This window comes from Algimonas arctica, assembly GCF_014652695.1.
Classification (GTDB): domain Bacteria; phylum Pseudomonadota; class Alphaproteobacteria; order Caulobacterales; family Maricaulaceae; genus Litorimonas; species Litorimonas arctica.
This window is the reverse complement of record NZ_BMZH01000001.1, coordinates 422,729-446,393: the sequence shown is the minus strand read 5'-3', so window position 1 is coordinate 446,393 and position 23,665 is coordinate 422,729. Positions and strand designations below refer to the sequence as shown.

The 23,665-nt window shown below is 54.6% G+C and carries 20 protein-coding genes; 12 read left to right on the top strand and 8 right to left on the bottom strand.

What is annotated here, in order from left to right:
• From hisF to IE105_RS02145, 3 genes are all read left to right on the top strand, one after another.
• The gene (hisF, locus tag IE105_RS02155; RefSeq protein ID WP_189494915.1) at positions 1 to 768 is read left to right on the top strand and encodes an imidazole glycerol phosphate synthase subunit HisF; all 768 of its coding nucleotides are present in this window, start codon (positions 1 to 3) and stop codon (positions 766 to 768) included.
• Entirely contained in the window at positions 765 to 1,370 is a 606-nt protein-coding gene (gene hisIE, locus IE105_RS02150) for a bifunctional phosphoribosyl-AMP cyclohydrolase/phosphoribosyl-ATP diphosphatase HisIE (protein ID WP_189494913.1), read from the top strand. Before hisF ends, hisIE begins: the two co-directional genes overlap by 4 nt.
• 300 nt (positions 1,371 to 1,670) lie before the next feature.
• Complete coding sequence (locus IE105_RS02145) at positions 1,671 to 2,039, top strand: helix-turn-helix domain-containing protein (protein WP_189494912.1); 369 nt, start codon at positions 1,671 to 1,673, stop codon at positions 2,037 to 2,039.
• 25 nt (positions 2,040 to 2,064) lie between these two features.
• Here the strand turns inward: IE105_RS02145 and IE105_RS02140 are convergent, their stop codons facing one another.
• From IE105_RS02140 to cysG, 4 genes are read right to left on the bottom strand one after another with little or no spacing between them, the layout of a single operon-like run.
• Complete coding sequence (locus IE105_RS02140) at positions 2,065 to 3,249, bottom strand: phosphoadenylyl-sulfate reductase (RefSeq protein WP_189494910.1); 1,185 nt, start codon at positions 3,247 to 3,249, stop codon at positions 2,065 to 2,067.
• Positions 3,236 to 4,879: a nitrite/sulfite reductase gene (locus IE105_RS02135; protein WP_189494908.1), complete on the bottom strand. Its 1,644-nt coding sequence runs from the start codon at positions 4,877 to 4,879 to the stop codon at positions 3,236 to 3,238. The genes IE105_RS02140 and IE105_RS02135 overlap by 14 nt, the downstream gene beginning before the upstream one ends.
• A complete protein-coding gene (locus IE105_RS02130) occupies positions 4,879 to 5,190 on the bottom strand; it encodes a DUF2849 domain-containing protein (RefSeq protein ID WP_189494906.1) in 312 nt (103 codons plus the stop codon). The genes IE105_RS02135 and IE105_RS02130 overlap by 1 nt, the downstream gene beginning before the upstream one ends.
• The gene (gene cysG, locus IE105_RS02125) at positions 5,187 to 6,557 is read right to left on the bottom strand and encodes a siroheme synthase CysG (RefSeq protein WP_189494904.1); all 1,371 of its coding nucleotides are present in this window, start codon (positions 6,555 to 6,557) and stop codon (positions 5,187 to 5,189) included. Before cysG ends, IE105_RS02130 begins: the two co-directional genes overlap by 4 nt.
• 99 nt (positions 6,558 to 6,656) lie before the next feature.
• Between cysG and IE105_RS02120 the strand changes: the two genes are divergently transcribed.
• The 3 genes from IE105_RS02120 (at position 6,657) to IE105_RS02110 (ending at position 9,331) form a co-directional block, all read left to right on the top strand.
• A complete protein-coding gene (locus IE105_RS02120; RefSeq protein WP_189494902.1) occupies positions 6,657 to 7,277 on the top strand; it encodes a helix-turn-helix domain-containing protein in 621 nt (206 codons plus the stop codon).
• A 63-nt stretch (positions 7,278 to 7,340) separates the two neighbouring features.
• A complete protein-coding gene (gene thrC, locus IE105_RS02115) occupies positions 7,341 to 8,696 on the top strand; it encodes a threonine synthase (protein WP_189494901.1) in 1,356 nt (451 codons plus the stop codon).
• Entirely contained in the window at positions 8,693 to 9,331 is a 639-nt protein-coding gene (locus tag IE105_RS02110; RefSeq protein ID WP_189494899.1) for a nucleoside/nucleotide kinase family protein, read from the top strand. Before thrC ends, IE105_RS02110 begins: the two co-directional genes overlap by 4 nt.
• On the opposite strand, the gene hemH is transcribed toward IE105_RS02110, so the two are convergent.
• Complete coding sequence (gene hemH, locus IE105_RS02105; RefSeq protein ID WP_189494897.1) at positions 9,302 to 10,306, bottom strand: ferrochelatase; 1,005 nt, start codon at positions 10,304 to 10,306, stop codon at positions 9,302 to 9,304. The two genes, IE105_RS02110 and hemH, sit on opposite strands and share 30 nt — an antisense overlap.
• A gap of 120 nt (positions 10,307 to 10,426) precedes the next feature.
• Between hemH and IE105_RS02100 the strand changes: the two genes are divergently transcribed.
• The gene (locus IE105_RS02100) at positions 10,427 to 12,388 is read left to right on the top strand and encodes a M2 family metallopeptidase (protein WP_189494895.1); all 1,962 of its coding nucleotides are present in this window, start codon (positions 10,427 to 10,429) and stop codon (positions 12,386 to 12,388) included.
• A 46-nt stretch (positions 12,389 to 12,434) separates the two neighbouring features.
• On the top strand, positions 12,435 to 13,790 hold the full coding sequence (locus tag IE105_RS02095; protein ID WP_189494893.1) for a diguanylate cyclase domain-containing protein: 1,356 nt from the start codon (positions 12,435 to 12,437) through the stop codon (positions 13,788 to 13,790).
• Positions 13,791 to 13,833: 43 nt separating this feature from the next.
• Here IE105_RS02095 and mfd read toward each other — a convergent pair whose 3' ends face one another.
• Both mfd and IE105_RS02085 read right to left on the bottom strand, forming a co-directional pair.
• Positions 13,834 to 17,307 carry a transcription-repair coupling factor gene (gene mfd, locus IE105_RS02090; RefSeq protein ID WP_189494891.1) on the bottom strand — a complete coding sequence of 1,158 codons (3,474 nt, stop codon included), beginning with the start codon at positions 17,305 to 17,307 and terminating at the stop codon, positions 13,834 to 13,836.
• A 1-nt stretch (position 17,308) separates the two neighbouring features.
• Positions 17,309 to 17,587, bottom strand: a complete 279-nt coding sequence (locus IE105_RS02085) for an FAD assembly factor SdhE (protein WP_189494889.1) — start codon at positions 17,585 to 17,587, stop codon at positions 17,309 to 17,311.
• 72 nt (positions 17,588 to 17,659) lie between these two features.
• On the opposite strand from IE105_RS02085, the gene recG reads away from it, so the two are divergent.
• Positions 17,660 to 19,783, top strand: a complete 2,124-nt coding sequence (gene recG, locus IE105_RS02080; RefSeq protein ID WP_189494887.1) for an ATP-dependent DNA helicase RecG — start codon at positions 17,660 to 17,662, stop codon at positions 19,781 to 19,783.
• 3 nt (positions 19,784 to 19,786) lie between these two features.
• Here recG and IE105_RS02075 read toward each other — a convergent pair whose 3' ends face one another.
• Complete coding sequence (locus IE105_RS02075; RefSeq protein WP_189494886.1) at positions 19,787 to 20,518, bottom strand: DUF502 domain-containing protein; 732 nt, start codon at positions 20,516 to 20,518, stop codon at positions 19,787 to 19,789.
• 90 nt (positions 20,519 to 20,608) lie between these two features.
• Between IE105_RS02075 and IE105_RS02070 the strand changes: the two genes are divergently transcribed.
• The 3 genes from IE105_RS02070 to IE105_RS02060 are packed head-to-tail and all read left to right on the top strand — an operon-like array spanning position 20,609 to position 23,655.
• Complete coding sequence (locus IE105_RS02070) at positions 20,609 to 21,865, top strand: DUF3089 domain-containing protein (RefSeq protein ID WP_189494884.1); 1,257 nt, start codon at positions 20,609 to 20,611, stop codon at positions 21,863 to 21,865.
• 33 nt (positions 21,866 to 21,898) lie between these two features.
• Positions 21,899 to 22,894, top strand: a complete 996-nt coding sequence (locus tag IE105_RS02065; protein ID WP_189494882.1) for a cysteine synthase A — start codon at positions 21,899 to 21,901, stop codon at positions 22,892 to 22,894.
• On the top strand, positions 22,891 to 23,655 hold the full coding sequence (locus IE105_RS02060; protein ID WP_189494880.1) for a sulfurtransferase: 765 nt from the start codon (positions 22,891 to 22,893) through the stop codon (positions 23,653 to 23,655). Before IE105_RS02065 ends, IE105_RS02060 begins: the two co-directional genes overlap by 4 nt.
• The last annotated feature ends 10 nt before the right edge of the window (positions 23,656 to 23,665 follow it).

Sequence of the window (23,665 nt, the reverse complement as noted above, 5' to 3'; positions counted from 1 at the left end):
ATGTTAGCCCGGCGGATCATCCCCTGCCTTGATGTTCGCGATGGTCGCGTCGTTAAAGGCGTACAGTTTCGTAATCACGAAGATGTTGGCGATATTGTTGAACTGGCCGCACGCTACCGGGATGAGGGTGCCGACGAACTCGTTTTTTATGATATTACCGCGTCGACGGATGACCGCCAAGTCAGCCAAGACTGGATATCCAAAGTGTCCCGTGAACTCGATATTCCGTTTTGCGTCGCAGGCGGGATCGACAGTGTCGCGGTTGCGGGCGCGCGATTGGCGGCGGGGGCCGATAAGGTTTCTGTCAACTCTCCCGCCCTCCTCCGGCCTGACCTCATCAATGAACTACAAGACGCCTTTGGGCGGCAATGTATCGTGGTCGGAATCGACACGTTCGAACAAGACGGCGCCTACCGGGTCAAAAGCCATACAGGTGATCCTGATAAAACCCGCGAAACAGGCCGTATGACGCTCGACTGGGTACAAGAAGTGCAAAGCCGCGGGGCAGGCGAAATTGTGCTCAACTGCATGAACCGCGACGGTGTCCGCAAAGGCTATGACATTGACCAACTCAAAGCAGTACGCGCGGTTTGTGATGTGCCTTTGATTGCGTCAGGGGGAGCCGGCGCGACAGCGCATTTCGAAGCGGTTTTCAGACAAGCCGACGTTGACGGCGCGCTCGCCGCGTCCGTGTTTCATAAACAGGTCATTGCGATTCCGGACTTGAAGCGCGATCTCGCCGCTGCCGGATTGGAGATGCGGATATGACACTTTCGGCGATACTAGACTGGAACAAAGGCGGCGGCCTCCTGCCCGCGATTGTGCAGGATGCCGACACGCTGCAAGTCTTGATGCTCGGCTATATGAATGAAGCCGCGCTTTCGAAAACCATGGACACTGGCCTCGTCACTTTCCATTCGCGCAGTCGCGAGACGCTCTGGACCAAAGGCGAGACGAGCGGAAATACACTCGCGCTCGTCAGTCTCGAAGCAGATTGTGACGCGGACGCGATTCTTGTGACAGCCCGTCCCACGGGACCCACCTGCCATGAGGGCACGGTGTCGTGTTTTGGCGATGAGGGCTCGAGCGGCGTTGGCTTCCTTGGCTATCTCGACACACTTATCCGCGAACGCAAAGCCGCAGATCCTGATAGCAGCTATACAGCCAAACTCTTGCAGGGGCCGCTTGTCAAAGCCGCACAGAAAGTCGGCGAAGAAGGCGTGGAAGTCGCCCTCGCCGCTGTCGCCGAAACCGATGCAGAGTTCAAAGGAGAAGCGGCTGATCTAATTTATCACTTACTGGTGCTGCTGGCCGCGAAAGATGTGCCTCTGAGTGACGTGGTTGCGGTGCTTCAGGACCGTCATAAGTAAGCGGTATTTTATATTTCACGACGCCTCCTGCTGACTTGATCAGCGGGTTAGCCGCCTAAAAATTCTTCGTTTTGGCAATCAGCCGCTTCCGCAGTTTGAAATCGCATTCAGAACGGCCTGTTAGGTCGCCTCCGCATCTTATACGGCAGGCAAGAGGTCGGCTGTTGAGGTGTGTGTCTAACGTCTTTTTCCGGAATCGATGACATTGCCGGAATAGTCACGACACTGTCACGACAGTGTCGTTCACGCTGAACTTTATGAGTGTCATGAAGAGGCAACACAAAAGTAAAGATAAAAGCGATGAACATTCAACAACGCCGCCTTGAAAAGGCTTGGTCGCAGGAAGAACTGGCGCGCCATTCTGGCCTCAGCACTCGTACGATCCAACGAATCAAAGGGGGTCAGAAGGCGGGCTTGGAATCTCTGAAGTGTCTTGCGGCTGTGTTTGAGACATCCATTAGTGAATTAATGCAGGAGCAAACGATGACGCAACAGGACACAGCAACCCCTCAGAAACAACCTTTGATCAATCAGATTGAACGCGACGCAATAGACTTCGCCCAATCATTATTGAGTGAATCGAAGATTGGCCGAACGGCACCGTTGAGCAAAATAGAGCGTGATGCGATTGCCTACGCGAAGAATCTGCTCAGCATATTTATCAAGTAAGTTTGAAGACGTTTGGGGCGCAGACCTAAAACGCCTCAAATGTTTCCTTCTTCTCCAACGGTTCCCATTTTCCATCCACCATGTGAATGCCGCATTCGGTCTTGCCTTGGTTCCGCCAGCGGCCTGCGCGCGGGTCTTCCCCGGCAGCGACACGGGTGGTGCAAGGTTGGCAGCCGATAGACAGGTAGCCGAGCGCGAACATCGGGTGCGGCGGCAAGTTGTGACGGCGAATGTAAGCGGTGACGTCTTTGGCTGACCAGTAAGCCAGTGGGTTCACCTTCACCATTCCATCCAGTTGCTCATAAATCGGCATGCTCGCGCGGTCCGGTGTCTGGTAGCGTTTTCGGCCTGTGACTTGCGCACCAAAATGGCCGACAGCATGTTTCAACGGCGCGACTTTTCGCACCGCGCAACAGGCATCGGGATGTGTTTCGTGCAGCTTTCCTGTCGGATCGACATCGGCGAGCTGCGCTGGGTCAGGTTGCACGTTAATGAAATTCGTCAGGCCAAGCTGCGAGATCAGCGTGTCGCGATAAGCCAGCGTTTGCCGGAAATGCTTTCCTGTATCGAGGAAATAGATCGGCAGGTCAGGCCGAATGCGACTGACCATATGGAGCAGAACGGCACTATCTGCGCCGAGAGAACTGGCGAGGAACAAATCACCCTCATGCAGCTCTATCGCGCGACGAAGGGCGGCTTCCGCGCCCAGCCCGAAAAAAGGGTCATCCGTTTTTTGATCCTCCAAGCGCGAGAGGCGAGCATCGAATATGGAGGTCGCAGGTCCGGCCTTAACCGCGTAGCCGCGCTGATAAGCCAGATCGAACGCGTCTAGTGCCGCGTCCCATGCTTCGGGCGTATGGCGTTTCAATTCAGCATCGGCGATCCGCACCGCATCAAACCCGCATTGCAGCGCAAAGGCAAACTGATCGGGGATGAGCGCCCCATCGGCGACAAGCAATCCCGTGTACCCATGACGTTTCCGCAGGACCCGCGCGAGACTGAACCCGCGCCCATCCGTGAAGGCGGGGAATTCAATGAAAATAGACTGAATACGCGGCAAGGCATCGACGATTTCCGATAAGTCAGCGTCTGGCGCTAAGCGCAAGGCTTCAATGTCGGTGTTTTGTGTGAGCGCGTCCAGATCGGACGGCATCACATCATTGCTGCGGACACCTGTGTCGCGAACAATAGATAGATCAAGTGCTGGCATAAAGAGCCTCCTTAAAGGCTGCAGTTCCGAGGCGGCGGTATGTATCAAGGAAGCGTTCGCTTCCGGATCGCTCACCCATATAAAAATCAACGATCCGTTCGATCCCGTCGACCAATTCGTCCTGACTGAAACCTGCGCCCATTTTGTCGCCGATCGCCGCCGTATGTGTCGCATCACCACCGAGGGTGACTTGGTAAAACTCGACGCCAGATTTTTCGAGGCCGAGAATGCCGATGTGGCCAACATGATGATGACCACAGGCATTAATGCAGCCAGAAATCTTGATTTGCATCTCGCCAATCGCTTGCTGGCGATCGTGATCGCTGAACCGTTCCGCGATGGCCTGCGCGACAGGAATGGAGCGCGCCGTGGCGAGCGCACAGAAATCCATGCCGGGGCAGCATATGATATCTCCGATCAGGTTGATATTCGCGTCTTCGAGTTCCGCGGCAACCAATCCGTCCCAGACGGCGCGTAGCGCGTCTTGGCGGACATGGGGCAACACCATGTTTTGCTGATGAGTCGTCCTGACTTCTCCGAAACTCTCACGGTCTGCTAGATCGGCAACCGCTCGCATTTGTTCCGCTGTGATGTCGCCCGGAGCCCGTTCCGGATTTTTGAGCGAAATATTGACGATGGCATAGCCAGGCGCAATGTGCGGCGCGACATTGGTGGCGACCCATTTCCGGAAGGCTTCCGGCTGCGAGTCAAGGTCAATGGCTTTGATATTGGTGTCGAATGTGGGCGGTTCGAAATAGGATGCAATACGCTCACATTCCTCCTGAGAGACAGCCGTATCGTTCACGTCAAGCGTCGCGAATTCATCGTCGACAAGTTTTGTGAAATCCGCGATTCCGGTGTCGCGCACGAGGATTTTAATGCGCGCTTTGTACTTATTATCCCGTCGTCCGAAACGATTGTACACGCGCATCGTCGCTGTCAGATAAGGCAACAAATCCGCTTTGGGCAGAAACGCACACAACGTTTCACCCAAAACCGGGGTGCGCCCTAAGCCGCCCCCAACAATAATATGGTAGCCCACCTCTCCCGCGTCGTTCTTCACGATCTGAATGCCGATGTCGTGGCCTTTAATCATGGCCCGATCATGTGGGCTGGCTGTCACCGCAAACTTGAACTTACGGGGAAGAAAACTGAATTCGGGGTGCAGCATCGACCATTGACGGATGAGTTCCGCTAACGGCCGTGGGTCTTCAATTTCATCCGCTGTTGCGCCTGCATACGGGTCACAGGTGACATTGCGGATGCAATTCCCACTCGTCTGGATCGCATGCATATCGACGGTCGCCAGATCGCTCAGCATGTCTGGCACATCGCTGAGTGCGGGCCAGTTAAACTGCATGTTTTGGCGAGTCGTGACGTGGCCGTAGCCTTTGTCATATTTATCCGCGAGATGGGCGAGCATGCGAAGTTGGTCCGTTCGCAACGTGCCGTAAGGCACAGCCACACGCAGCATGTAGGCGTGCAGTTGCAGATAGAGCCCGTTCATCAGGCGCAAGGGGCGAAATTCTGCCTCGCTCAAACGGCCATCAAGGCGGCGTTCAACCTGCCCGCGAAATTGTGCCACGCGTGAGTTTACGAACTCCGCGTCAAATTCATCATAACGATACATTAAACGCGTTCCTGATTGATGAGGGCGGCTGTGTCGTAGGACGGGCCGTGTGTTCTAAACCGTTCGCGGTAACGCGCCGGTTTGCCGTCAACTGTGTCGATAAAATAAGCGCCAACGACTGTGTTGGCGAATTCTTCAGCCTTCGCCGTCTCATCCATGATTGAGATCTGGTCATCGTCTTCTGTCAAAAGCGCATCCGCATAGTCTCGCGACCAGCCATAATCGGTAGTCATCCAGACATTCAGCCCGGAGACGAGTTCATTGGCGGTCATGGCTTGCGGCCCTTTGCCCTTATGTTTGAGCGTGCTCATGACGCCGCTTTCATTTTTGCGCGTACAGATCGGACGTCATAGCCGATCATCACAACGGCGGGGCCCTTGATGCCGCTGGAGATAAGGTCGTCTGACAAAGCCCCAATCGTGGTGCTAAGAATGGTTTCGTTCGCTCGTGAGGCATTTTCGACCACAGACACAGGTGTCGCACTGTTGGCGCCATGCAGCAGCAACCGGCCTTGAATGAACCGCGCGGCGCGCAATCCCATATAAATCGTCGCACGCGCATTTGGTTTCGCGAGCGCCGTCCAGTCAAGTTCAGCAAAGCCGTTTTCGTCATGGCCTGTCGCCAGCGTAGCGGCCGTGTTTTCGCCGCGCACCGTCAAAGAATGGCGCAGCGACGCGGCGGCGGCTGTGGCGGCAGTAATGCCGGGGTGAATCGTGAAATCAATGCCCGCGGCGTCCAGTGCTGCGAATTCTTCTTCAGCGCGTCCGAACACAAGCGGGTCTCCACTTTTGAGGCGGACAACGGTCGCCCCGTTTTGCGCGGTTTCGACCATAATACGATTGATCTCCTCTTGGCGCGTTGAGACACCGCCCGGGATCTTGCCAACATAGATATAGTCGGCTTCACGGCGGCAAAGCGACAGAACCTCTTCGCTGACGAGACGGTCATAGATGACAACATCGGCGCTGTGCATGACACGTAACGCGCCAACGGTCAGCAAGTCCGGATCGCCCGGCCCGGCCCCGACGATGTGGACATATCCCGCGCGATCATCCGACGTTATAGCGGTATGACGCGCGGCATTATAGCGTGCGTTGATGACCTCAGAGTCTAAATTGGCGTAATCACCAAGGCCAGACCCCAGAACCTGCGCCCAAAAAGCTTGGCGCTTCGCGATGTCTGGTTCCTCTAATTTGAGCGTGTCGCGTAGCCCTTTGATCGTCTGCGCGGTTTGTCCAAGATCAGACGGGAGACGGGATTCAATGTCACTTTTCAAGGCACGCGCGAGGCCTGGACTCGTGCCTTCTGTGCCGATTGACACAGTGACGGGAGAGCGGTCGACAAGGGCGGGTGTGATAAAATCACATCCAGCGGGTTGATCTGCGGCATTGACGGGAAGCCCCAAAGCACGGGCTTTTTCAGCAATATTAAGATTGTCGGCAGGCGATTCCGTTGCCGCATAGATCAATGTCGCCGTTTCAAACGCGGCCTCATCCGTAATTTCGACCCGGCCTTCATCAGCCCAGCGAAGAATTTCCGCACTCGGCGTATCACTCATGATGACCAACCGGGCATCTGTTTTAATCAAGGTACGGAGTTTCGCTTCGGCAGCGGGGCCGCCTCCGACAATAATCACGGTCTTGTTTTGAAGATCGATATGGATAGGTAGGTAACGCATCAGGGCATCTTTATTGTTTACGGTTCTCTTGATAGTCCAAGTCGTTCTATATATAGAACAGTTAGAAAACTTCTAGCCCCAAAAACTCACGAAGCTGTCATGACCCGAAAAACACGCTCAAAACGGCCCACCTGTCCAGAAACGGAAGCCTTATCAGAGAAGTTAGGTGAAACGATTGCGCGACTTCGAAAGTCAGATCAGCTCTCACTGGGCGAATTATCGGTCATGTCAGGTGTCGCGAAGTCGATGATTAGCCAGATAGAGAAGAATGAATCAAACCCGACAGTCGCAACCCTGTCTCGCCTGTCGCAGGCTTTAGGGACGAGTGTTGAGGCGATGTTTGCGACCTCTCCGACCCAAACCGCCCTCGTCCAACACGCCCATGTGCAGGATATCCCTCACATCACGTCTGACGACGGACTCTGTGACTTACGCATTATCGGCGCGATCGAAACCGTTCAATTTGTGCAAGTCTATGACTTTCGTGCGAAGTCGGGCGGAAAATTGATCAGCTCCCCTCACCCCGTTGGCTCCGTCGAAAACCTGACCCTGCTATCCGGTGAGCTTGAAGTGCGGGTTGAAGGCGAACGCTGGACTGTCAAGGAAGGTGAAACCCTGCGCTATCATGCAGATCGGCCCCATAGTATTCATAACCGTACGGACCACCCCGCGCATGCGACGATGGTCAATATACTCGCGCATAGCGTCAGGGTTGGCTGACTGTTAGCGAGAAGCACATTCACGACTTGCCTTCGTCGTTGATCGCGTTAGGGCGAAAAACTCATGAAATACCATTCCCACCTCGATACTCAAGTCACAGCCGAATTTGGCGACGCCCTTCTGGCCAGTCTTGCGCCGGATGGGGGCTTGTGGATGCCAGACAAAATTCCGCACTTCACGCCGGATAAGATGGCGGTCTTGGGCGCGATGGATTTCGCAGATTGCGCAGCGAAACTTGCCACTTATTTCACAGACAATCGTTTCGATGAAACCACGCTCAAAGCGCTTTGCGCGGATGCGTATAATTTCGATGTGCCGATGGTGACATTTGTGGGACAGCGGCTGGACCCGGCCATGCCGGTCCAAGCGGACGAATTTGTGCTGGAACTGTTTCATGGACCGACGCTGGCTTTCAAGGATTTTGCCGCACGGTTTATGGGCCGGGCTGCCTCGCATTTGATGAAAAAATCCGGAGAACGCCGGACTATTCTCGTCGCCACATCAGGCGATACAGGCGGTGCTATTGGCGATGCGTTTTTGGGACAAGACGGCGTCGAAGTCTTCATTCTCTTCCCCAAGGGTGGCGTGTCCACGGTGCAAGAGCGACAGCTTTGCACCATCGGTAAGGTAGGCTCAAACGTCCATGCGATCTCTATTGATGGGACGTTTGATGATTGTCAGGCTCTAGTCAAAGCGGCCTTCGCCGATCAGGCTATGACAAAACGATTTGATCTGATGAGCGCCAATTCCATTAATGTTGGACGGGTTGTGCCGCAGAGTTTTTATTATGTCTGGGCGTCACTCCAAGCCAAAGCGGCCTACCCAAAACGCAAACTCGTGATGTCCATTCCGTCCGGAAACCTTGGAAATTTGACGGGTGGTTTGATGGCCCGCGCGATGGGCGCGCCGATTGACCGCTTCATTGTTGCCAATAACGCCAATGATCCATTCGTAGATTATTTGGTCGACGGTGAATACCGCCCGCGACCTTCAGTTCCGACCCTGTCCAACGCGATGGATATTGGCCGCCCGAACAATTTCCCGCGTATTCTCAGTCTCTTTGGTGACGATATTGATGCGATCCGTAGCGCGTGCTGGGGCGTGTCTTTTGATGATGACGCGACAGCACGCCATATCCGCCGCGTCTATCAAGACACGGGCTATTTACTGTGCCCGCATACGGCCGTCGGCCATATGGGCATCCTCACTTTCCGAGAGCGTCACGACATTGACGCGACTTTCCTGACCGTCGGGACGGCCCATCCGGCAAAATTTGCCGATAGCCTCGAAGGAATCATTCACAAGGATGTTCCTCTTCCGCCGTCGCTGGCAGCTGCCATGACGCGCAAGCCTCGGGTGACAACTTTGTTGCCGACGCTCGAGGCGCTATCTGACTATATCGCAAGCGAATTGGGGTGAAGCTCGACCGCGCTGAATTTGACCGACGCTACGCAGCAGGCAACCTGAAACTGGCCCTGATCGGCATGTCGAACATTGGCAAAAGCTATTCCGGTATGCGGTTGGCGACCCAGTTTGATTTCAGCCTTATAGAAGTGGATCGCTTAATTTGGGATGCGCTCGGTGAAACCGATATGGATGCTTTTGCCGCGTGGCAGGGACAGCCCTACAGCGCCGGATACGCAGAACGGGAACGCCAATCAATGGCGATGGAAAGTGATGCGACGCAAAAAAGCCTCACGACCACAGCCCGCAACCCCCTGCTCGATACGACCGGCTCTGTCATTTATACGGATGCCGCTGTGTTAGACCAAATTCGCAAGGACTGGTTCACCGTTTATATCGAAGCCGCTCCGGAGCATTTAGACCGCCTTAAAAGCCAATATTTTGCGCAACCCAAGCCGTTGGCATGGCAAGAGCACTATCAAAAACGCGACGGTCTCAGTGAGACGGAATCGCTCCTCGCGAGCTATCCTGACCTCTTGGCCGCGCGGGCCGATGACTACCGGGCCCTTGCCGACCTCACGATTAGCTCCGTCGATATTTTAACAGATGATGCGGACGCTCTATTCGCCCTGATCAAGCCAGCCGTTTAAGAGGCGATTTCTCGCAATATCGGCTAACATATTAATATGATCGCGACGGTCGTTCAAGCACGGTACAGTGGTGAAATGCGTCCCTCCTGCCTCGAGGAAAGTCTCTTCCGCTTCAATCGCGATCTCTTCGAGTGTTTCTAAACAATCGGCGGAAAATCCCGGCATCATGACAGCGACTTTTTTAATCCCTTGTTCCGGCAGGGCTTCCAGCGTCTTGTCCGTATAAGGCTGCAACCACGCTTTTGGCCCGAACCGGGACTGAAATGTCGATTGCAGGACAGTCTCACTATAGCCCGTGTGCGCGCGTAGCAGGTCCGTCGTTTCTAAACATTCGTCCTGATAGGGATCGCCGGCATCGACATAGGTCTGAGGCAGGCCGTGATAGGAACATAGGATCCGGTCGGGTGTCCAATCGATTGTGCCGAAATGATCTGACAGGCTGTTGGCCAATGAGCCTATGAAAGCGGGTTCACGGTAATAATCCCTCAGAAAACGGAGTTCCGGGACATTCCATTTCCCTACCAATGCCTTGGCAACCCCATCATAGACTGACGCCGTCGTCGCGCCAGCATATTGCGGATAGAGCGGCAAAACTGCGATTTTTGTGCAGCCCGCCGCCATCAGTTTCTCTAGCCCAGCGTCAATAGATGGGTTGCCATAACGCATCGCCGTTTCGACCCGTACCGCATCACCGAGCCGGTCTTGAACGCCCGCGACTTGTGACCGCGTAATCCGGACGAGCGGGGCTTCTGTACCGTCTTCCCCCCAAATACTGGCATAAGCTTTGGCTGAGCGGGTCGGACGGATACGCAGGATCACGCCGTGCAGAATCGGGCACCAGATCCACCGGCTCGTATCAACAACACGATAGTCATGAAGGAATTGGCCTAAATATCGCCGCGTCGCCTCTGGCGTCGGCGCGTCGGGGCTTCCAAGATTGACCATAAGGAGACCTACGGGCACAGATTTCTCCATTTTCTAGTAAATGCGATACAAAGTGCCGTTGAATCACGCCACTTTGGTGGTTACGAATGAAACAGCCATGCAGACGGCCGCTTGTGGGTGCAAGCGGGTAATATTTTCGGAGACTGACATATGAAACGCTTCTTCCTCGCCTCGTCTTGTATCGCAGTCCTTGCGCTCGGTGCTTGCACCGATGCCCAAACGGAAAGCACGGAAAGCACAATTGATGCGTTGACGGCTGCTGCAACGACGCCCGTCGAAACCCGCCCAACGGTTCAAGAAGCCCGCGAATTCCTCGAAGCCGCAGAACGTGACATTGTTGAAGTTTACCGCGTTGGCGCGCGCGCCGCATGGATCAACGCTAACTTCGTGACCTTTGATACCAATAGCCTTGTCGCCGACGCCTCAGCGGAAGGCTCAAAGCTTAGCACCCGGCTTTCGAACGACGCGAAACGGTTTAATGGCGTCGACTTACCCGAAGATATGCGCCGCAAGATCGACATGTTGAAGCGCGGGTCAAACTTCCCTGCGCCGAACCGCGAAGGCGCCGCTGATGAACTGGCCAAGATCATGGCAGGTTTGGATGGGACATATGCCAAGGGCGAGTTTTCATTACCCAAAGAGGTTTTTGATAGAAAAGATGTGAAAGCCCTCTTCACTGTCAAACAAGAAGACGGAACGAAACTTTACACGGGGCCTGAAGACGGCGTTATTAATTTGGGTCAAGCTACAAAAATGATGGCGAATCTGCGTGACCCGGAACTTATGAAGCAAGTCTGGGAAGGGTGGCGCACGATAAGCCCGGCGATGAAGGACGATTATACGCGCATGGTTGAGTTGATCAACGAAGGCGCGCAAGAATTAGGCTATCCGGACGCGGGTGCGCTGTGGCGCGCTGGCTACGATATGGATGCAGATGACTTCGCGGTCGAAGTTGATCGTCTCTGGGGTCAAGTGAATCCCCTTTATGAGCAACTCCACTGTTATGTTCGCGGTGAACTCAATGAGACATATGGCAATGATGTTGTTCCGCTCGATCAGCCGATCCGCGCCGATCTTCTTGGTAATATGTGGGCGCAACAATGGGGCAATGTCTATCCGCTCGCAGAACCGGCCGACGCGGCGCCGGGCGTTGATACGACCGCCTTATTGGAAAAAAATGGCTATGATGCGTTGAAGATGGTCAAAACGGCTGAGAACTTCTTCACATCAATGGGCTTTCAAGAGCTACCGGATACGTTCTGGGAACGGTCCCTGATCACCAAGCCAGAAGATCGCGACGTTCAATGTCATGCCTCAGCGTGGAATTTGGATGACCAGCAAGACGTCCGGATCAAGATGTGTACTGAAGTGACGGGCGAAGATTTTCAGACCGTCCATCACGAGCTTGGTCATAATTTTTATCAACGCGCATACAAAGCTCAACCCGTCTTTTACAAAGATGGTGCGAATGATGGTTTCCACGAAGCCATCGGCGACATGATTGGTCTCTCGATCACGCCAGAATATTTGGTTAAAATCGGCCTGTTGGACAAAGACGGTGTGCCGGGCGAGAATGCTGACATCGCGCTATTGATGAAGACAGCGATGGATAAAGTCGCGTTCCTTCCCTTCGGCCTTATGGTTGATAAGTGGCGCTGGCAGGTCTTCGACGGCACGCTGAGCCCAGAGACTTATAATGACGGCTGGTGGGCACTACGGACGCAGTATCAAGGCATTCGCCCCCCTGCGGATCGTCCGGCGGACGCGTTCGACCCCGGCGCGAAATACCATATTCCCGGCAACACGCCCTATATGCGCTATTTCCTCGCTCACATCCTGCAGTTCCAATTCCACAAAGCGGCTTGTGATCAGGCCGGCTTTGAAGGTCCGCTCCATCGTTGTTCCGTTTATGGCAATGAAGAGGTGGGTAAAAAGTTCAACGCGATGATGGAAATGGGCTCCTCCAAGCCTTGGCCCGATGCGCTTGAAGCGTTCACCGGCTCACGCGATATGGATGGCTCTGCCATTCTGGAATATTACGCACCGCTGATGACCTATCTCGAAACGCAAAATGCGGGTCGGAGTTGTGGCTGGAATCGCGACGCCGAATAAGTTTGGTTAACGAAACGGAAAGGAGCGAGTCGTTAAGTCTCGCTCCATGTCGATTCTCGCTAGACACACGCCAACCTCTGTAAGGCCGCGGCTCAACCGCCGGGTTCTGATCGTGACCGATGATGTCGATGGGTCAATTGCTCTGGTCGAGCATTTGAAGGCGCTATCACTGGATGTCAGCCTGACTGGATATGATGGGTCAGACACGATTGAGCTACCTGAACGGGCGCCATCGGCGGTACTTTGCTTTTTATCTGATTACGTCGAACAAGGTCCAAAGATCGTTGCGCTTGTGCGTCAGCGCTATGCGCCGCGAGAATTTCCGATTTTGGGCCGTTTGATGCGAGAAACCGAAGGCGATAGCCCTTACGATTCTGTGTTGTATGAGCCTGTTCACGCGGTCCAAGTGGCGCACCGAGTGTCCTCGCTAATCCGCCTGGGTCAGATGGAAGCAGAAATTGTCCGGCGGATGGAAACGCTCCGTGACACATTCGGACAAGACATTACCTTGCCTGATGCGCCGTTGCGACAGCCCTTCCGCGTTCTATTTATTGGCAAGGCTGATCCGGCTTATATGGCGGTAGTCAATTCACTGCAGGATAAAAACGTCAATGTCGTGGCGGCTTTCACGTCATTTTCAGCCTTTGATTATTTACATGACAGCACATTTGACGCGGTCGTGATGAATGCTTTGCAAGGCGGTGAGCCAGCCTTGACCATCGCTGAGACGATGCGCCGTAACCCGCGCCTCTTTCATGTTCCGACATTACTGTTGGTTGATAAGAAGACGTTCCGTGAAACTGACACGGCCTATGCCAATGGGATCAAAGACTTGATCGATGCCGATGCCCCGCCTGAAGAGCTGAGCGGACGCGTCCTCGAATTGGCCAATGATTGCCGCTTACATCAGCAGTTAAAAGACGAATTCACAAATTTAGGTGGGCCGGATTGTTCTGATCCTGAAACGGGTGTTTTGAATGCCCGCTTCCTACATGCGCACCTCAAACGCGTGTCGCGCGATTGCCGTGCGCGCAAAGTTCCGTTGAGTATTTTGACCATCAAATTGACGCCCAAATTCACGTCGGCCCTGACGGGGGACGCGCTCAAATTGGCTTATGCGCAATCGATCAAAATGATCGCGGGCGTCGTTCGTATGCAGGATATAGTCGCCCGCATAGATAAAGACAAAGTCGTCGTAGCCTTCCCCGAAGAACACCGTACGGATGTTGCGCGCGTCGCCGCGCGGATAAATGACATGATTGAAACCGCGACTTTCCCGGATAGCGACGGCACCCCGGATGTCCTGCGCATGAAGGTTGAGACGGCCATCGTAGAACAGAGCGAAGAACTTGGTACAGTCGCGGCGTTAAGGTCCGACGATCATCTTGAGCTCGTTCACTAAACGCGTACTATAGACGTTTCGAGAAACAGGGTGAAACCGCCTTCTAGGCGATCAAAGCTTTCACGGCTTTTTCTCCGCCCTGGACCCGCGCTTTAGGCGTGTCGAAATTCCCTCGCACCAAGATCGTCTGATCCGGTCTTAGACGCCATCCGCTGTTCTGCGTGATCGCATTCATGACAACGGACGGGTTTTTGATGTCCTCGTGGCGCATCGTCAAGACAACGCCCTTCGGCCCTGCATCGACTTTTTCAACATGAGCCCGTCGACATAGACGTTTGATTTTCATCACTTTTAACAATGCATCGACTTCGTCGGGTAGCGGGCCAAAACGGTCGATCATTTCCGCCGTTAGCGCTTCGCTGTCCTCATCATTCTCAAGGTCAGATATCCGGCGATAGAGTGACATGCGCAGGTTCAGGTCTTCGACATAGGTTTCGGGGATGAGCACGGCGATACCGAGATTGACTTGCGGAGTCCAATTTTGATCGGACACACTCTCATCCTGTTTTAACTCCGCCACCGCCTCTTCCAACATATGCTGGTACAGCTCTACACCGAGTTCTTTGACATGACCGGACTGTTCCTCGCCCAGTGGGTTGCCGCCGCCGCGCATGTCGAGATCATGGCTGGCCAAGCTAAAGCCCGCGCCAAGCGTATCCAGAGACTGCAGGACCTTGAGGCGTTGAATCGCGCCTTTAGAGGCCACATGCTCATCCGGCATCGTCAGATAGGCGTAGGCGCGCGTTTTGGAGCGGCCGACGCGACCACGCATCTGGTAAAGCTGTGCTAGACCGAACTTATCCGCCCGGTTGATAATCATCGTATTGGCGGTCGGAATGTCGATCCCGCTCTCGATGATCGACGTCGATACCAGCACATCATACTGCCCATCATAAAAAGCGCTCATAATATCATCGAGAGCGCCAGGCGACATCTGCCCATGCGCGATGACATATTTTACTTCGGGAACACGATCCCGCAAAAACGCTTCGATGCGGCCAATATCGGCGATGCGCGGGGTGACATAATAGCTCTGCCCGCCGCGATATTTTTCGCGCAAAAGTGCCTTGCGGATGGACACTTCGTCAAAGGGTAGGACATAAGTGCGAACCGCGAGACGGTCGACGGGCGGCGTTGCAATCAGAGACAAATCTCGAATTCCTGTCAGCGCCATTTGTAAGGTCCGCGGGATTGGTGTTGCCGTCAACGTCAGCATGTGAACATCGGCGCGCAGTGATTTCAGGCGCTCTTTATGGCGGACTCCGAAACGTTGTTCTTCATCGACAACGACCAAGCCAAGATTTTGAAACGCCACGCTTTTCGCCAAGACAGCGTGAGTGCCAATGATGATATCGACTTCGCCCTTAGCGAGCGCCTCACGCGTTAATTTGGCTTTGGCCGCAGGAACAAGGCGAGAAAGTTGCCGTACTTTGATCGGCATCCCGCGAAAGCGCTCTGAGAAGGTTTTAAAATGCTGGCGAGAGAGTAACGTCGTCGGCGCGACAATAGCGACCTGCCGTCCCGTGATCGCGACGGCAAAGGCGGCGCGCAACGCGACTTCGGTCTTACCGAAGCCAACATCGCCGCAAATCAAACGGTCCATCGGCCGCCCGGATGTCAGATCAGCGAAAACATCGCTGATGGCATTCAGTTGGTCATCCGTTTCGGCGTAAGGGAAGCGCGCGGCAAATTCATTATAGGCGCCCTCATCCATCTCGATCGGCTCAATCGTCCGCATCGCCCGTTTTGCGGCGATAATAATCAACTCAGCCGCCATCTCGCGCAGCTTGCCTTTGGCTTTGGCCTTGCGGGATTGCCACGCGACACCTCCCAAACGATCCAAGACCGCGTTCTCGTTCGCATTACCGTACCGTGACAGGAGCTCGATATTCTCGACGGGCAGATAAAGCTTGGCGTCACCCGCGTATTCCAGTTCGAGGCAATCATGCGGCGCGCCGCCGACTTTGAGTGTCTTCAGACCCAGATACCGCCCGACCCCGTGATCAATATGGACAATGAGGTCAGACGGGTTAAGCGCGCTCGCTTCGGCGATAAAATTCTTGGCTCGACGTTTACGCCCGCGGTTGACCAAACGATCGCCGAGAATGTCCTGCTCAGAAATCACCGTCAGGTCGCCCATGACGAAGCCTTGCTCAAGCGGCAGGATCACCGCTCTTACCTCACCGGGTTCAACATCGAACGCCGCGCGACCATCACGCGCCTTGGGAACAATCAAGCCTTGATCATCGAGCACATTAGTCAGGCGTTCGCGCGATCCTTCCGACCAAGCCGCGAGCCAGACCCGATTTTTCGTAGCCCGTAGCGCTTCGACATGTCGCGCGACGGAATCAAACACATTGACGCCTTCGGTCTGACGCTCCGCCAGAAAGCTCCGTCCAATACGCGCGCCGAAATCAACCTTTTCGCCTTCGTCGGGCGCGTCAAAGGCGGTGTGCTGACGGACCCGCAAGGGGGCCGTAATGTCACTTAACTCAATCGGTGGAATGTAGAGCGCATCAATGGGCAGGGGTCGATAAAGTCCCGCCGTTTTGGCAGGGTCGCCCGAGCCAGTGTCACGGGCATCCTGATGTTCTTTCCGGGACGTGTAGAAGTCTTCAACCAGAGCTTCGCGCTCGCCCATCGCTTCATTGGCGAGACCATCAAAAGCAATAATGGCTTTTGTGCCGACGTAATCAAAGATGCTTTCCGTGTAAGAATAGAAAAGCGGCAAATAATGTTCGATCCCTTGCGGACGGATCCCGTCGATTACGGCAGAATAAACTGGGTCACGACTGACACCGCCGCCAAAAGCCGCGATATACCCTTTGCGAAATTCGCTAATCGTGTCCTCTTCTATAAAGACTTCGCTGACAGGCGCGAGGGTGAGGCTCTTAAGCGCATTGGTCGTGCGCTGCGTATCCACATCGAATTCACGCAGGCTTTCCAACTCATCACCAAAGAAGTCCAGCCGAAGGGGGTGTTTACGTGTCGGCGGGAATATATCGATTAATCCGCCGCGAACGGCGAAATCACCCGGTTCGACAACCGTGGACGCGCGAATGTAGCCATTACGCGAGAGGTAAGCCTCTAGATCTTCCCGACGAACATCATCGCCGACTTTGGCGCGAAATCCAGCGGCTTTTATGACGCTGCGCGGCGGCACGCGTTGCATCATCGCAGAGACAGTTGTGACAATAACGAGCGGTTTAGAGGCTTTGACCGCCAGCAAGCTATAAAGTGCACCCGCCCGTTTGGCGGCGAGGACGCGACTTGGCGAGACGCGGTCATAGGGCAAGGCGTCCCACGCCGGCAGGTTCAGGACCGGAATACCCGGCTCAAAGAACCGACAGGCTGAGGTGAAGGACGCGGCGCGGGCATCGTCCCGGGCAACGAATAAGACACGGCCCGATGTTTTAACCGCGGCGCGAGTCACGACGAGCGCATCTGCGCCTTCTGGTAAGCCAGCCGCCGTTAGCCGATGGTCGGGCCCGACATATCGTGAGAGTTGAATTTGCATTTTAGAGAACGGGTCTGAACGCCCGTAACCGCGCGAGCAGCGACGTGTCATGTTGCGCGGGCACGGGAAGAGTTTGCGTAATCCACGCATAAATATCGTGATCCTTGGCGCCCAACAGGTCTTCAAACGTCAGAATGTCTTCGTGCGTGAAATTCGGCCCATGCGTACGGGCAAACCCGCTCAGAATCAGATCAGCTTCTTTGAAGCCCCGATAATGGGCGCGGTGGATCAACCGTTTCCGGCGGGTTTCCCAATCGATTGTCTCGTTAATGTCCGGCATGGGCGTGCCCCTAATCAAACCCGTTTGCTCTGTCACGACCTATTGCCTGCTTGAACGCTTGCATGGGCGGTGATGTCACGCCAAATCAGGTCTGTGAGACCTGCTATCCTCAATCCTTGGTTTACCAATGTCCGCTCTTTGACCGGCGTCGGCGACAAAGTCGGCGAAGGCTTAGAACGCGCCTTTTCCGTTCGTAACCCGGCGCGTCTGCGCGATCTCCTATTAACTCCGCCAAGCAGCCTGATCGATCGGTCCAATCGACCGGGCATTGCCGGGGCCATGCAAGGCGATGTCGCAACCATCTTAATTACGGTGGGGCGGCATACGCCAGGCAAAACGCGGTCTCAGCCCTACCGTATTCGCGTCTATGACGAGACCGGAGAGATGACGCTGGTCTTTTTCAAGGCCTATGGCTCGACGTTGGAACGGCAGTTTCCGGAAGGCGCACAAAAGCTAATTTCCGGCAAAGTCGAAATTTACAATGCCGAAGCACAAATGAGCCATCCTGACTATGTGCTCGACCCGGAACATGCCGATGACTTGCCCAAATTTGAACCTGTCTATCCTTTGACGGCCGGACTTTCGCCTAAAGTGGCGCGGAAATCCGTTTGGTCGGCCCTAAAAACCGTTGGCTTGGGTCAAGCGCTGCCTGAATGGATCGACAGTCATTTTCTTAAACAAAATGACTGGCCGAGCTTCAACGAAGCCATCCTGCGATTGCACCAGCCCAACCATATTATTGACGCCTCGCCTAGCGCACCGCCGCTCAAACGCCTCGCCTATGACGAGCTTCTCGCAAAACAAGTCGCGATGGCCTTGGTGCGTGAGCATAATCGCGCGCTCAAAGGTGACGCGTTGATCGCCAAGGGGGAATATGTCGAGGATGTCCTGCGGGCCTCACCCTTCCCGCCGACAGGGGCGCAAGCGCGCGCATTCGAGGAAATCAAAGCCGATATGAGCACTGAATCCCGCATGGCGCGGCTGCTTCAAGGCGATGTTGGCGCGGGTAAAACCTTCGTTGCTGCGCTGGCCAGTGCCTATGCCTGTGAAGCGGGTGCGCAGGTCGCTGTCATGGCACCGACTGAAATTCTTGCGCGGCAACATGCCGACACGCTCAGCGCGATGCTGGAGCCGGCAGGGCTCGTCGTCGAAGCGCTCACAGGGCGCGATAAGGGCCAAGCCCGCAAAGCGATCAATGGCGGTCTGTCCGAAGGCCATATTGACGTTGTCGTCGGCACCCACGCCCTTTTCCAAGATGGGGTCGAATTCGATCGATTGGGGCTCGTCATTATTGATGAACAGCACCGTTTCGGTGTCCGTGACCGTTTACGCCTGACGGAGAAGGGCAATGCACCTGACCTCCTCGTGATGACCGCGACGCCAATCCCCCGCACCCTTGCCCTGACTAGCTATGGTGACTTGGACATCTCAATTTTGGATGAAAAACCCGCCGGACGTCAACCGATCGAGACCGTTGCCCTGCCCTTACAACGTCTTGATGATGTCATCGACGCAGCGGGCCGCGCGGTTAAGAAAGGCGATCAGGTCTATTGGGTCTGTCCGCTGGTCGAAGACAGCGAAGTCAGCGACCTTTCATCGGCTGAAGACCGCCACCGACAACTGACAGCCATTTTCGGCAATCGAATTGGACTGCTGCACGGGCGGATGTCCGCGAGCGATAAAGAAACGATCAGCAAGACATTCAAAGCGGGCGGTTACGATATTTTGGTCGCGACGACCGTAATCGAAGTGGGCGTCGACGCGCCAAACGCCACCGTCATGGTGATTGAACACGCGGAGCGTTTCGGTCTGGCGCAACTGCACCAGTTACGCGGCCGGGTGGGTCGCGGCGATAAGAAGAGTAGTTGCATCCTGCTGTATAAATCGCCTCTCAGTCATAATGGCAAAGAACGTTTGAACATATTGCGTGAAAGCGAAGATGGCTTTTTGATCGCCGAAAAAGACTGGGAATTACGCGGCTCTGGCGACCTCTTAGGCTCAGCCCAGTCCGGCGTACCGCGTTTCCGTCTTGCTAATCTCGATAAGCACCGTGATTTGTTGGAAACAGCCACACAGGACGCGCGGCTTTTGATTCAGCAAGATCCGGCACTGAAGAGCGATCGCGGAAAGGCCGCAAGGGTCCTTCTTTATCTGTTTGAGCAGGATTACGGCATCGCGATGATGCGGGCCGGATAGCGTCTATTCCGCCAGCGTCTTGTCATTTAACGGAACGGTCGGGTCCGTTTTTACAAATTTCTCTAAGGCTTCATTAGAGGACACCATCCCCCCGGAGATGATCATTTTCGCGCCTTCTTCTGGTGTCATATCGAGTAATTTTATTTCGTCCGTGGGGACGAAGAGAAGAAAACCAGACGTCGGGTTCGGTGTGGTTGGAAGGAAAACGCAGACGAAATCTTTGCCCGTTTCTTTGAGCGTTGTTTCGGGTGCGCCGGATAAATCAGCCGTCACAAAACCTATCGCCCAGATGCCCTTGCGAGGGTATTCAATCAGGCAGACATCGCGAAATGCCCGGTCCTTTTGTTGAGCAATTGTATTCAAGATTTGCTTGATACCATTGTAGATTGGCGAAATGACAGGGACGCGGGCCAAGACTGCCTCGCCCGCTCTAAGAATACTAGTGCCAACGCGATTCGAGACAATAACGCCCAGTAGAGCCAGTCCAAGAACCGCCAAGACCAGCGCAAGCAACCAGAAAAATGGGAAATCGAAATAATTCGAGGGGTCAAGCGCATTAGGAAGAATGCCCCACACCGCCGCATCAATCGCACTAATGAGTTTGCTCACCATCCAAACGACAGCGACAATTGGAAGCGCAACAAGGATTCCTGCGAACAACCGGTTTCGGAACCAGCGGACAACACTGAAACGCGGAACCTTATGAGCTTTCGTTTCGATGCGTGCGCCCGTCATGACTAGATACCTTGTCTGCTTGCCGCCAATCCCCTGCATGCTTATGACGACAAGAGACGGTAAATGATAGCGGGAAGGTCGTATACGGAGATGGCAAAACGCGATAATAGCAGACGCCGCATTGCCGCCTGGCAAATGGTGATAGGGGCTGTCACTGCTACGCTCATTATTGCCGGGGCTTTAGCCTGGTTTTACCGCGACGATATTTTTCAAACTATTCAGGACCCGCGGCAGCCGTTCCAGACCTATGACCCACCAGAAGCCCCGGACTACGCGTTGTCAGGAAGCTGGCTAAGCCAACCCGATCTGAGTGTTGATCCCTTCACCTTGAATGAACAAGGCGACGCGTTCGTTATTGTCCCGAGCGTCTATCGCGGCGGCGAACATTATGTTTTGCCGATTGATGATTTACGCCGGAAGTCAAAATTAGAACGGATCGTCCGCCCTAATTATGTTGCCCCCTATGGCGAGGCTGGACGTCTGTTCGCGCCCTTCTACCGCCAAGCCTCGCTCTATAGTTACATGACGACCCGAGAGGATGCCCGACTGGCGCAAGATTTCGCCTATCAAGATGTAAAGCGGGCGTTTGAAATCTTCCTGAAACAAAACCCGCCGGAACGGCCAATTGTTTTGGTTGGGCATAATCAAGGGGCGGCCCATTTGATTCGCCTGTTGCAGGATTATTTCGCCAATGACCCAAAGCTCACGGCCCGATTAGCGGTCGCCTATATCATTGATTACCCTGTGCCATTGGATCTTTTTGACACCGCCTTTGGCATGCTGAAACCCTGTGAGACGTCACAAGACACAGGCTGCATTGCCGCCTTCGGGGCTTTTATGCCGGGTGAGCACGTGATCGCTGAGCGCTTTATGGAACGGCTACTGGTTCATGACGGACATAATTTTCGTAGCGTGAATGGTCGGCGTCTGCTCTGCATCAACCCACTGATTTGGAGCCGGGCCGAGGATTACGCCCCTGAACGCTTACATTTGGGTGGGGTGGCTGCCGAAGGGCTAGAGCCGGATATTAGGCCCGCTGCCCGTCCCAATCAGGTCGGCGCACAGTGTCAGGGCGGCATCCTCTTGGTTGATAAACCCCGGTCTCGATCCTTGCGCCGCCCGATTCAGATTGGGGCGAAGTTTCGGACTTTGCCGTCCAATCTGTTTTATGAAGACTTGAAACAGAATGCCGTCACGCGGGTCAAGGCACTGATCGCGTCCGGCACCTTACCCAAACGGACGGAAGTCCTTGATGGTTTTGATGTTATTGAGGTCGAAGATAGTCCGGTTGTTCCGGCAACAGACCGACCGCCGACTTCACAAATTCCTGATGGGGATAAGCGGTAGTAATATAACCCTAACGCTGGCAAAGATGCTCTTATGATAGCCAATTCAGTCATCGACCTTATCGGTAATACGCCTCTGCTCAAATTGCAGGACGCCTCAAAAATGACGGGGTGCAATATTTACGGCAAAGCCGAATTTTTGAACCCCGGTCAATCCGTTAAAGACCGAGCTGCCTTATGGATTGTCCGTGACGCGGAAGCCAGTGGTGCGCTTCGCCCCGGCGGTGTCGTTGTCGAAGGCACAGCGGGCAATACGGGCATTGGTCTCGCGATGGTTTGCTCCGCGCTCGGCTATCGCTGCAAAATCGTTATGCCGCGCACGCAAAGCCAAGAGAAAAAAGACGCTGTAAAACTCCTGGGCGCTGAACTTATTGAAGTCGATGCCGTGCCTTATGCCAATCCGGACAATTATGTGCATGTATCTGAACGACTCGCCGCAGAGTTGAACAAGACAGAACCGAATGGCGCCATTTGGGCCAATCAATTCGATAATGTCGCCAACCGCCAATCGCATATTGATAGCACGGCGCAGGAAATCTGGACCCAAACTGAGGGCAATATTGACGGCTTCGTCTGCGCCGTTGGGTCGGGTGGAACATTGGGTGGAATGTCGATGGGATTAAAAGCCCATAACCCTGAGATCAAAATCGGCGTTGCAGATCCTTATGGATCAAAAATGTTCGCCTATTATGATCACGGCGAATTGGAAACCGAAGGCAATTCGATCACAGAAGGTATTGGACAAGGTCGGATTACGGCAAACCTAAAGGACGTCATTGTCGACAGGGCTTATCGTATTAGCGATACGGAAGCGTTGCAGGTCATCTTTGAACTCAATCAGTTAGAAGGAATTTGTTTGGGCGGCTCTTCCGGCATTAACATTGCCGGTGCGATCCATATGGCGCGTGAAATGGGGCCGGGCCACACAATCGTGACGATCCTCTGTGACTATGGACAGCGCTATCAGTCCAAAGTCTACAATCCTGAATTCCTCAGGGAAAAGGGATTGCCTGTCCCGTGTTGGCTATGATTTCTCTACACGCCGCCGATATTCCGAATGGCTATGATCTGATTGACGCAACGTGGGTAATGCCAACACGCACAGACCCGCTTGATGATTACCTTTTTGGGACCAGTCATATCGTTGATACGGACGCCATAAAGGCCTTTAACATTGCGCAACGCCTGAGCGGAGCCGCAAAAGTTTTCGGCCTCTGTGGACTTCGCGGTGAGCAACCCGTCGCCGTCTATGATCGGGTCGGATTATTTTCTGCGCCTTGGGTGTGGTGGATGTTGCGGTCGCATGGATGCAAGGCGGTCTTGGTTGAGGGTTGGGGCGACACGGTGCCTAAAAGCCCGAAACCGACCGCATCTTTTTTCGGTTCCTGCGCCAACCCTGCGCTGATGAATGCGACGAAAGAAGATGTACTAGCCGCGCTAGGAACAGAGACGCAGATTATCGATGCGCGCCCCGCCGCACGGTTTGCAGGCGACGCCGAAGAGCCCCGCCCTAACTGCCGCGCAGGTCATATTCCGGGCAGCGTAAATATCCCCTTCCCGACCCTTAAATCAGGTCGATCCTTCCATGATCAGGAAACCCTGTGGGACCTTTTTGATGAGCAAGAAATTGATCTCAATAGTCCCATAATCACCACCTGTGGGTCTGGCGTAACTGCGTCGGGACTCGCCTTTGCCCTCACTCGTTGCGGGGCCAAGAACGTCCGTGTCTATCAAGGATCATGGGCGGAATGGGGGCCTGACGACAGCCTTCCGATAGAGACTGGCCAATAAAGACTGACGC

Coding starts and splice junctions, on each gene's coding strand:
- hisF (WP_189494915.1), top strand. CDS start 1: ATGTTAGCCCGGCGGATCATCCCCTGCCTTGATGTTCGCGATGGTCGC.
- hisIE (WP_189494913.1), top strand. CDS start 765: ATGACACTTTCGGCGATACTAGACTGGAACAAAGGCGGCGGCCTCCTG.
- IE105_RS02145 (WP_189494912.1), top strand. CDS start 1,671: ATGAACATTCAACAACGCCGCCTTGAAAAGGCTTGGTCGCAGGAAGAA.
- IE105_RS02140 (WP_189494910.1), bottom strand. CDS start 3,249: ATGCCAGCACTTGATCTATCTATTGTTCGCGACACAGGTGTCCGCAGC.
- IE105_RS02135 (WP_189494908.1), bottom strand. CDS start 4,879: ATGTATCGTTATGATGAATTTGACGCGGAGTTCGTAAACTCACGCGTG.
- IE105_RS02130 (WP_189494906.1), bottom strand. CDS start 5,190: ATGAGCACGCTCAAACATAAGGGCAAAGGGCCGCAAGCCATGACCGCC.
- cysG (WP_189494904.1), bottom strand. CDS start 6,557: ATGCGTTACCTACCTATCCATATCGATCTTCAAAACAAGACCGTGATT.
- IE105_RS02120 (WP_189494902.1), top strand. CDS start 6,657: ATGACCCGAAAAACACGCTCAAAACGGCCCACCTGTCCAGAAACGGAA.
- thrC (WP_189494901.1), top strand. CDS start 7,341: ATGAAATACCATTCCCACCTCGATACTCAAGTCACAGCCGAATTTGGC.
- hemH (WP_189494897.1), bottom strand. CDS start 10,306: ATGGAGAAATCTGTGCCCGTAGGTCTCCTTATGGTCAATCTTGGAAGC.
- IE105_RS02100 (WP_189494895.1), top strand. CDS start 10,427: ATGAAACGCTTCTTCCTCGCCTCGTCTTGTATCGCAGTCCTTGCGCTC.
- IE105_RS02095 (WP_189494893.1), top strand. CDS start 12,435: ATGTCGATTCTCGCTAGACACACGCCAACCTCTGTAAGGCCGCGGCTC.
- mfd (WP_189494891.1), bottom strand. CDS start 17,307: ATGCAAATTCAACTCTCACGATATGTCGGGCCCGACCATCGGCTAACG.
- IE105_RS02085 (WP_189494889.1), bottom strand. CDS start 17,587: ATGCCGGACATTAACGAGACAATCGATTGGGAAACCCGCCGGAAACGG.
- recG (WP_189494887.1), top strand. CDS start 17,660: ATGTCACGCCAAATCAGGTCTGTGAGACCTGCTATCCTCAATCCTTGG.
- IE105_RS02075 (WP_189494886.1), bottom strand. CDS start 20,518: ATGACGGGCGCACGCATCGAAACGAAAGCTCATAAGGTTCCGCGTTTC.
- IE105_RS02070 (WP_189494884.1), top strand. CDS start 20,609: ATGGCAAAACGCGATAATAGCAGACGCCGCATTGCCGCCTGGCAAATG.
- IE105_RS02065 (WP_189494882.1), top strand. CDS start 21,899: ATGATAGCCAATTCAGTCATCGACCTTATCGGTAATACGCCTCTGCTC.
- IE105_RS02060 (WP_189494880.1), top strand. CDS start 22,891: ATGATTTCTCTACACGCCGCCGATATTCCGAATGGCTATGATCTGATT.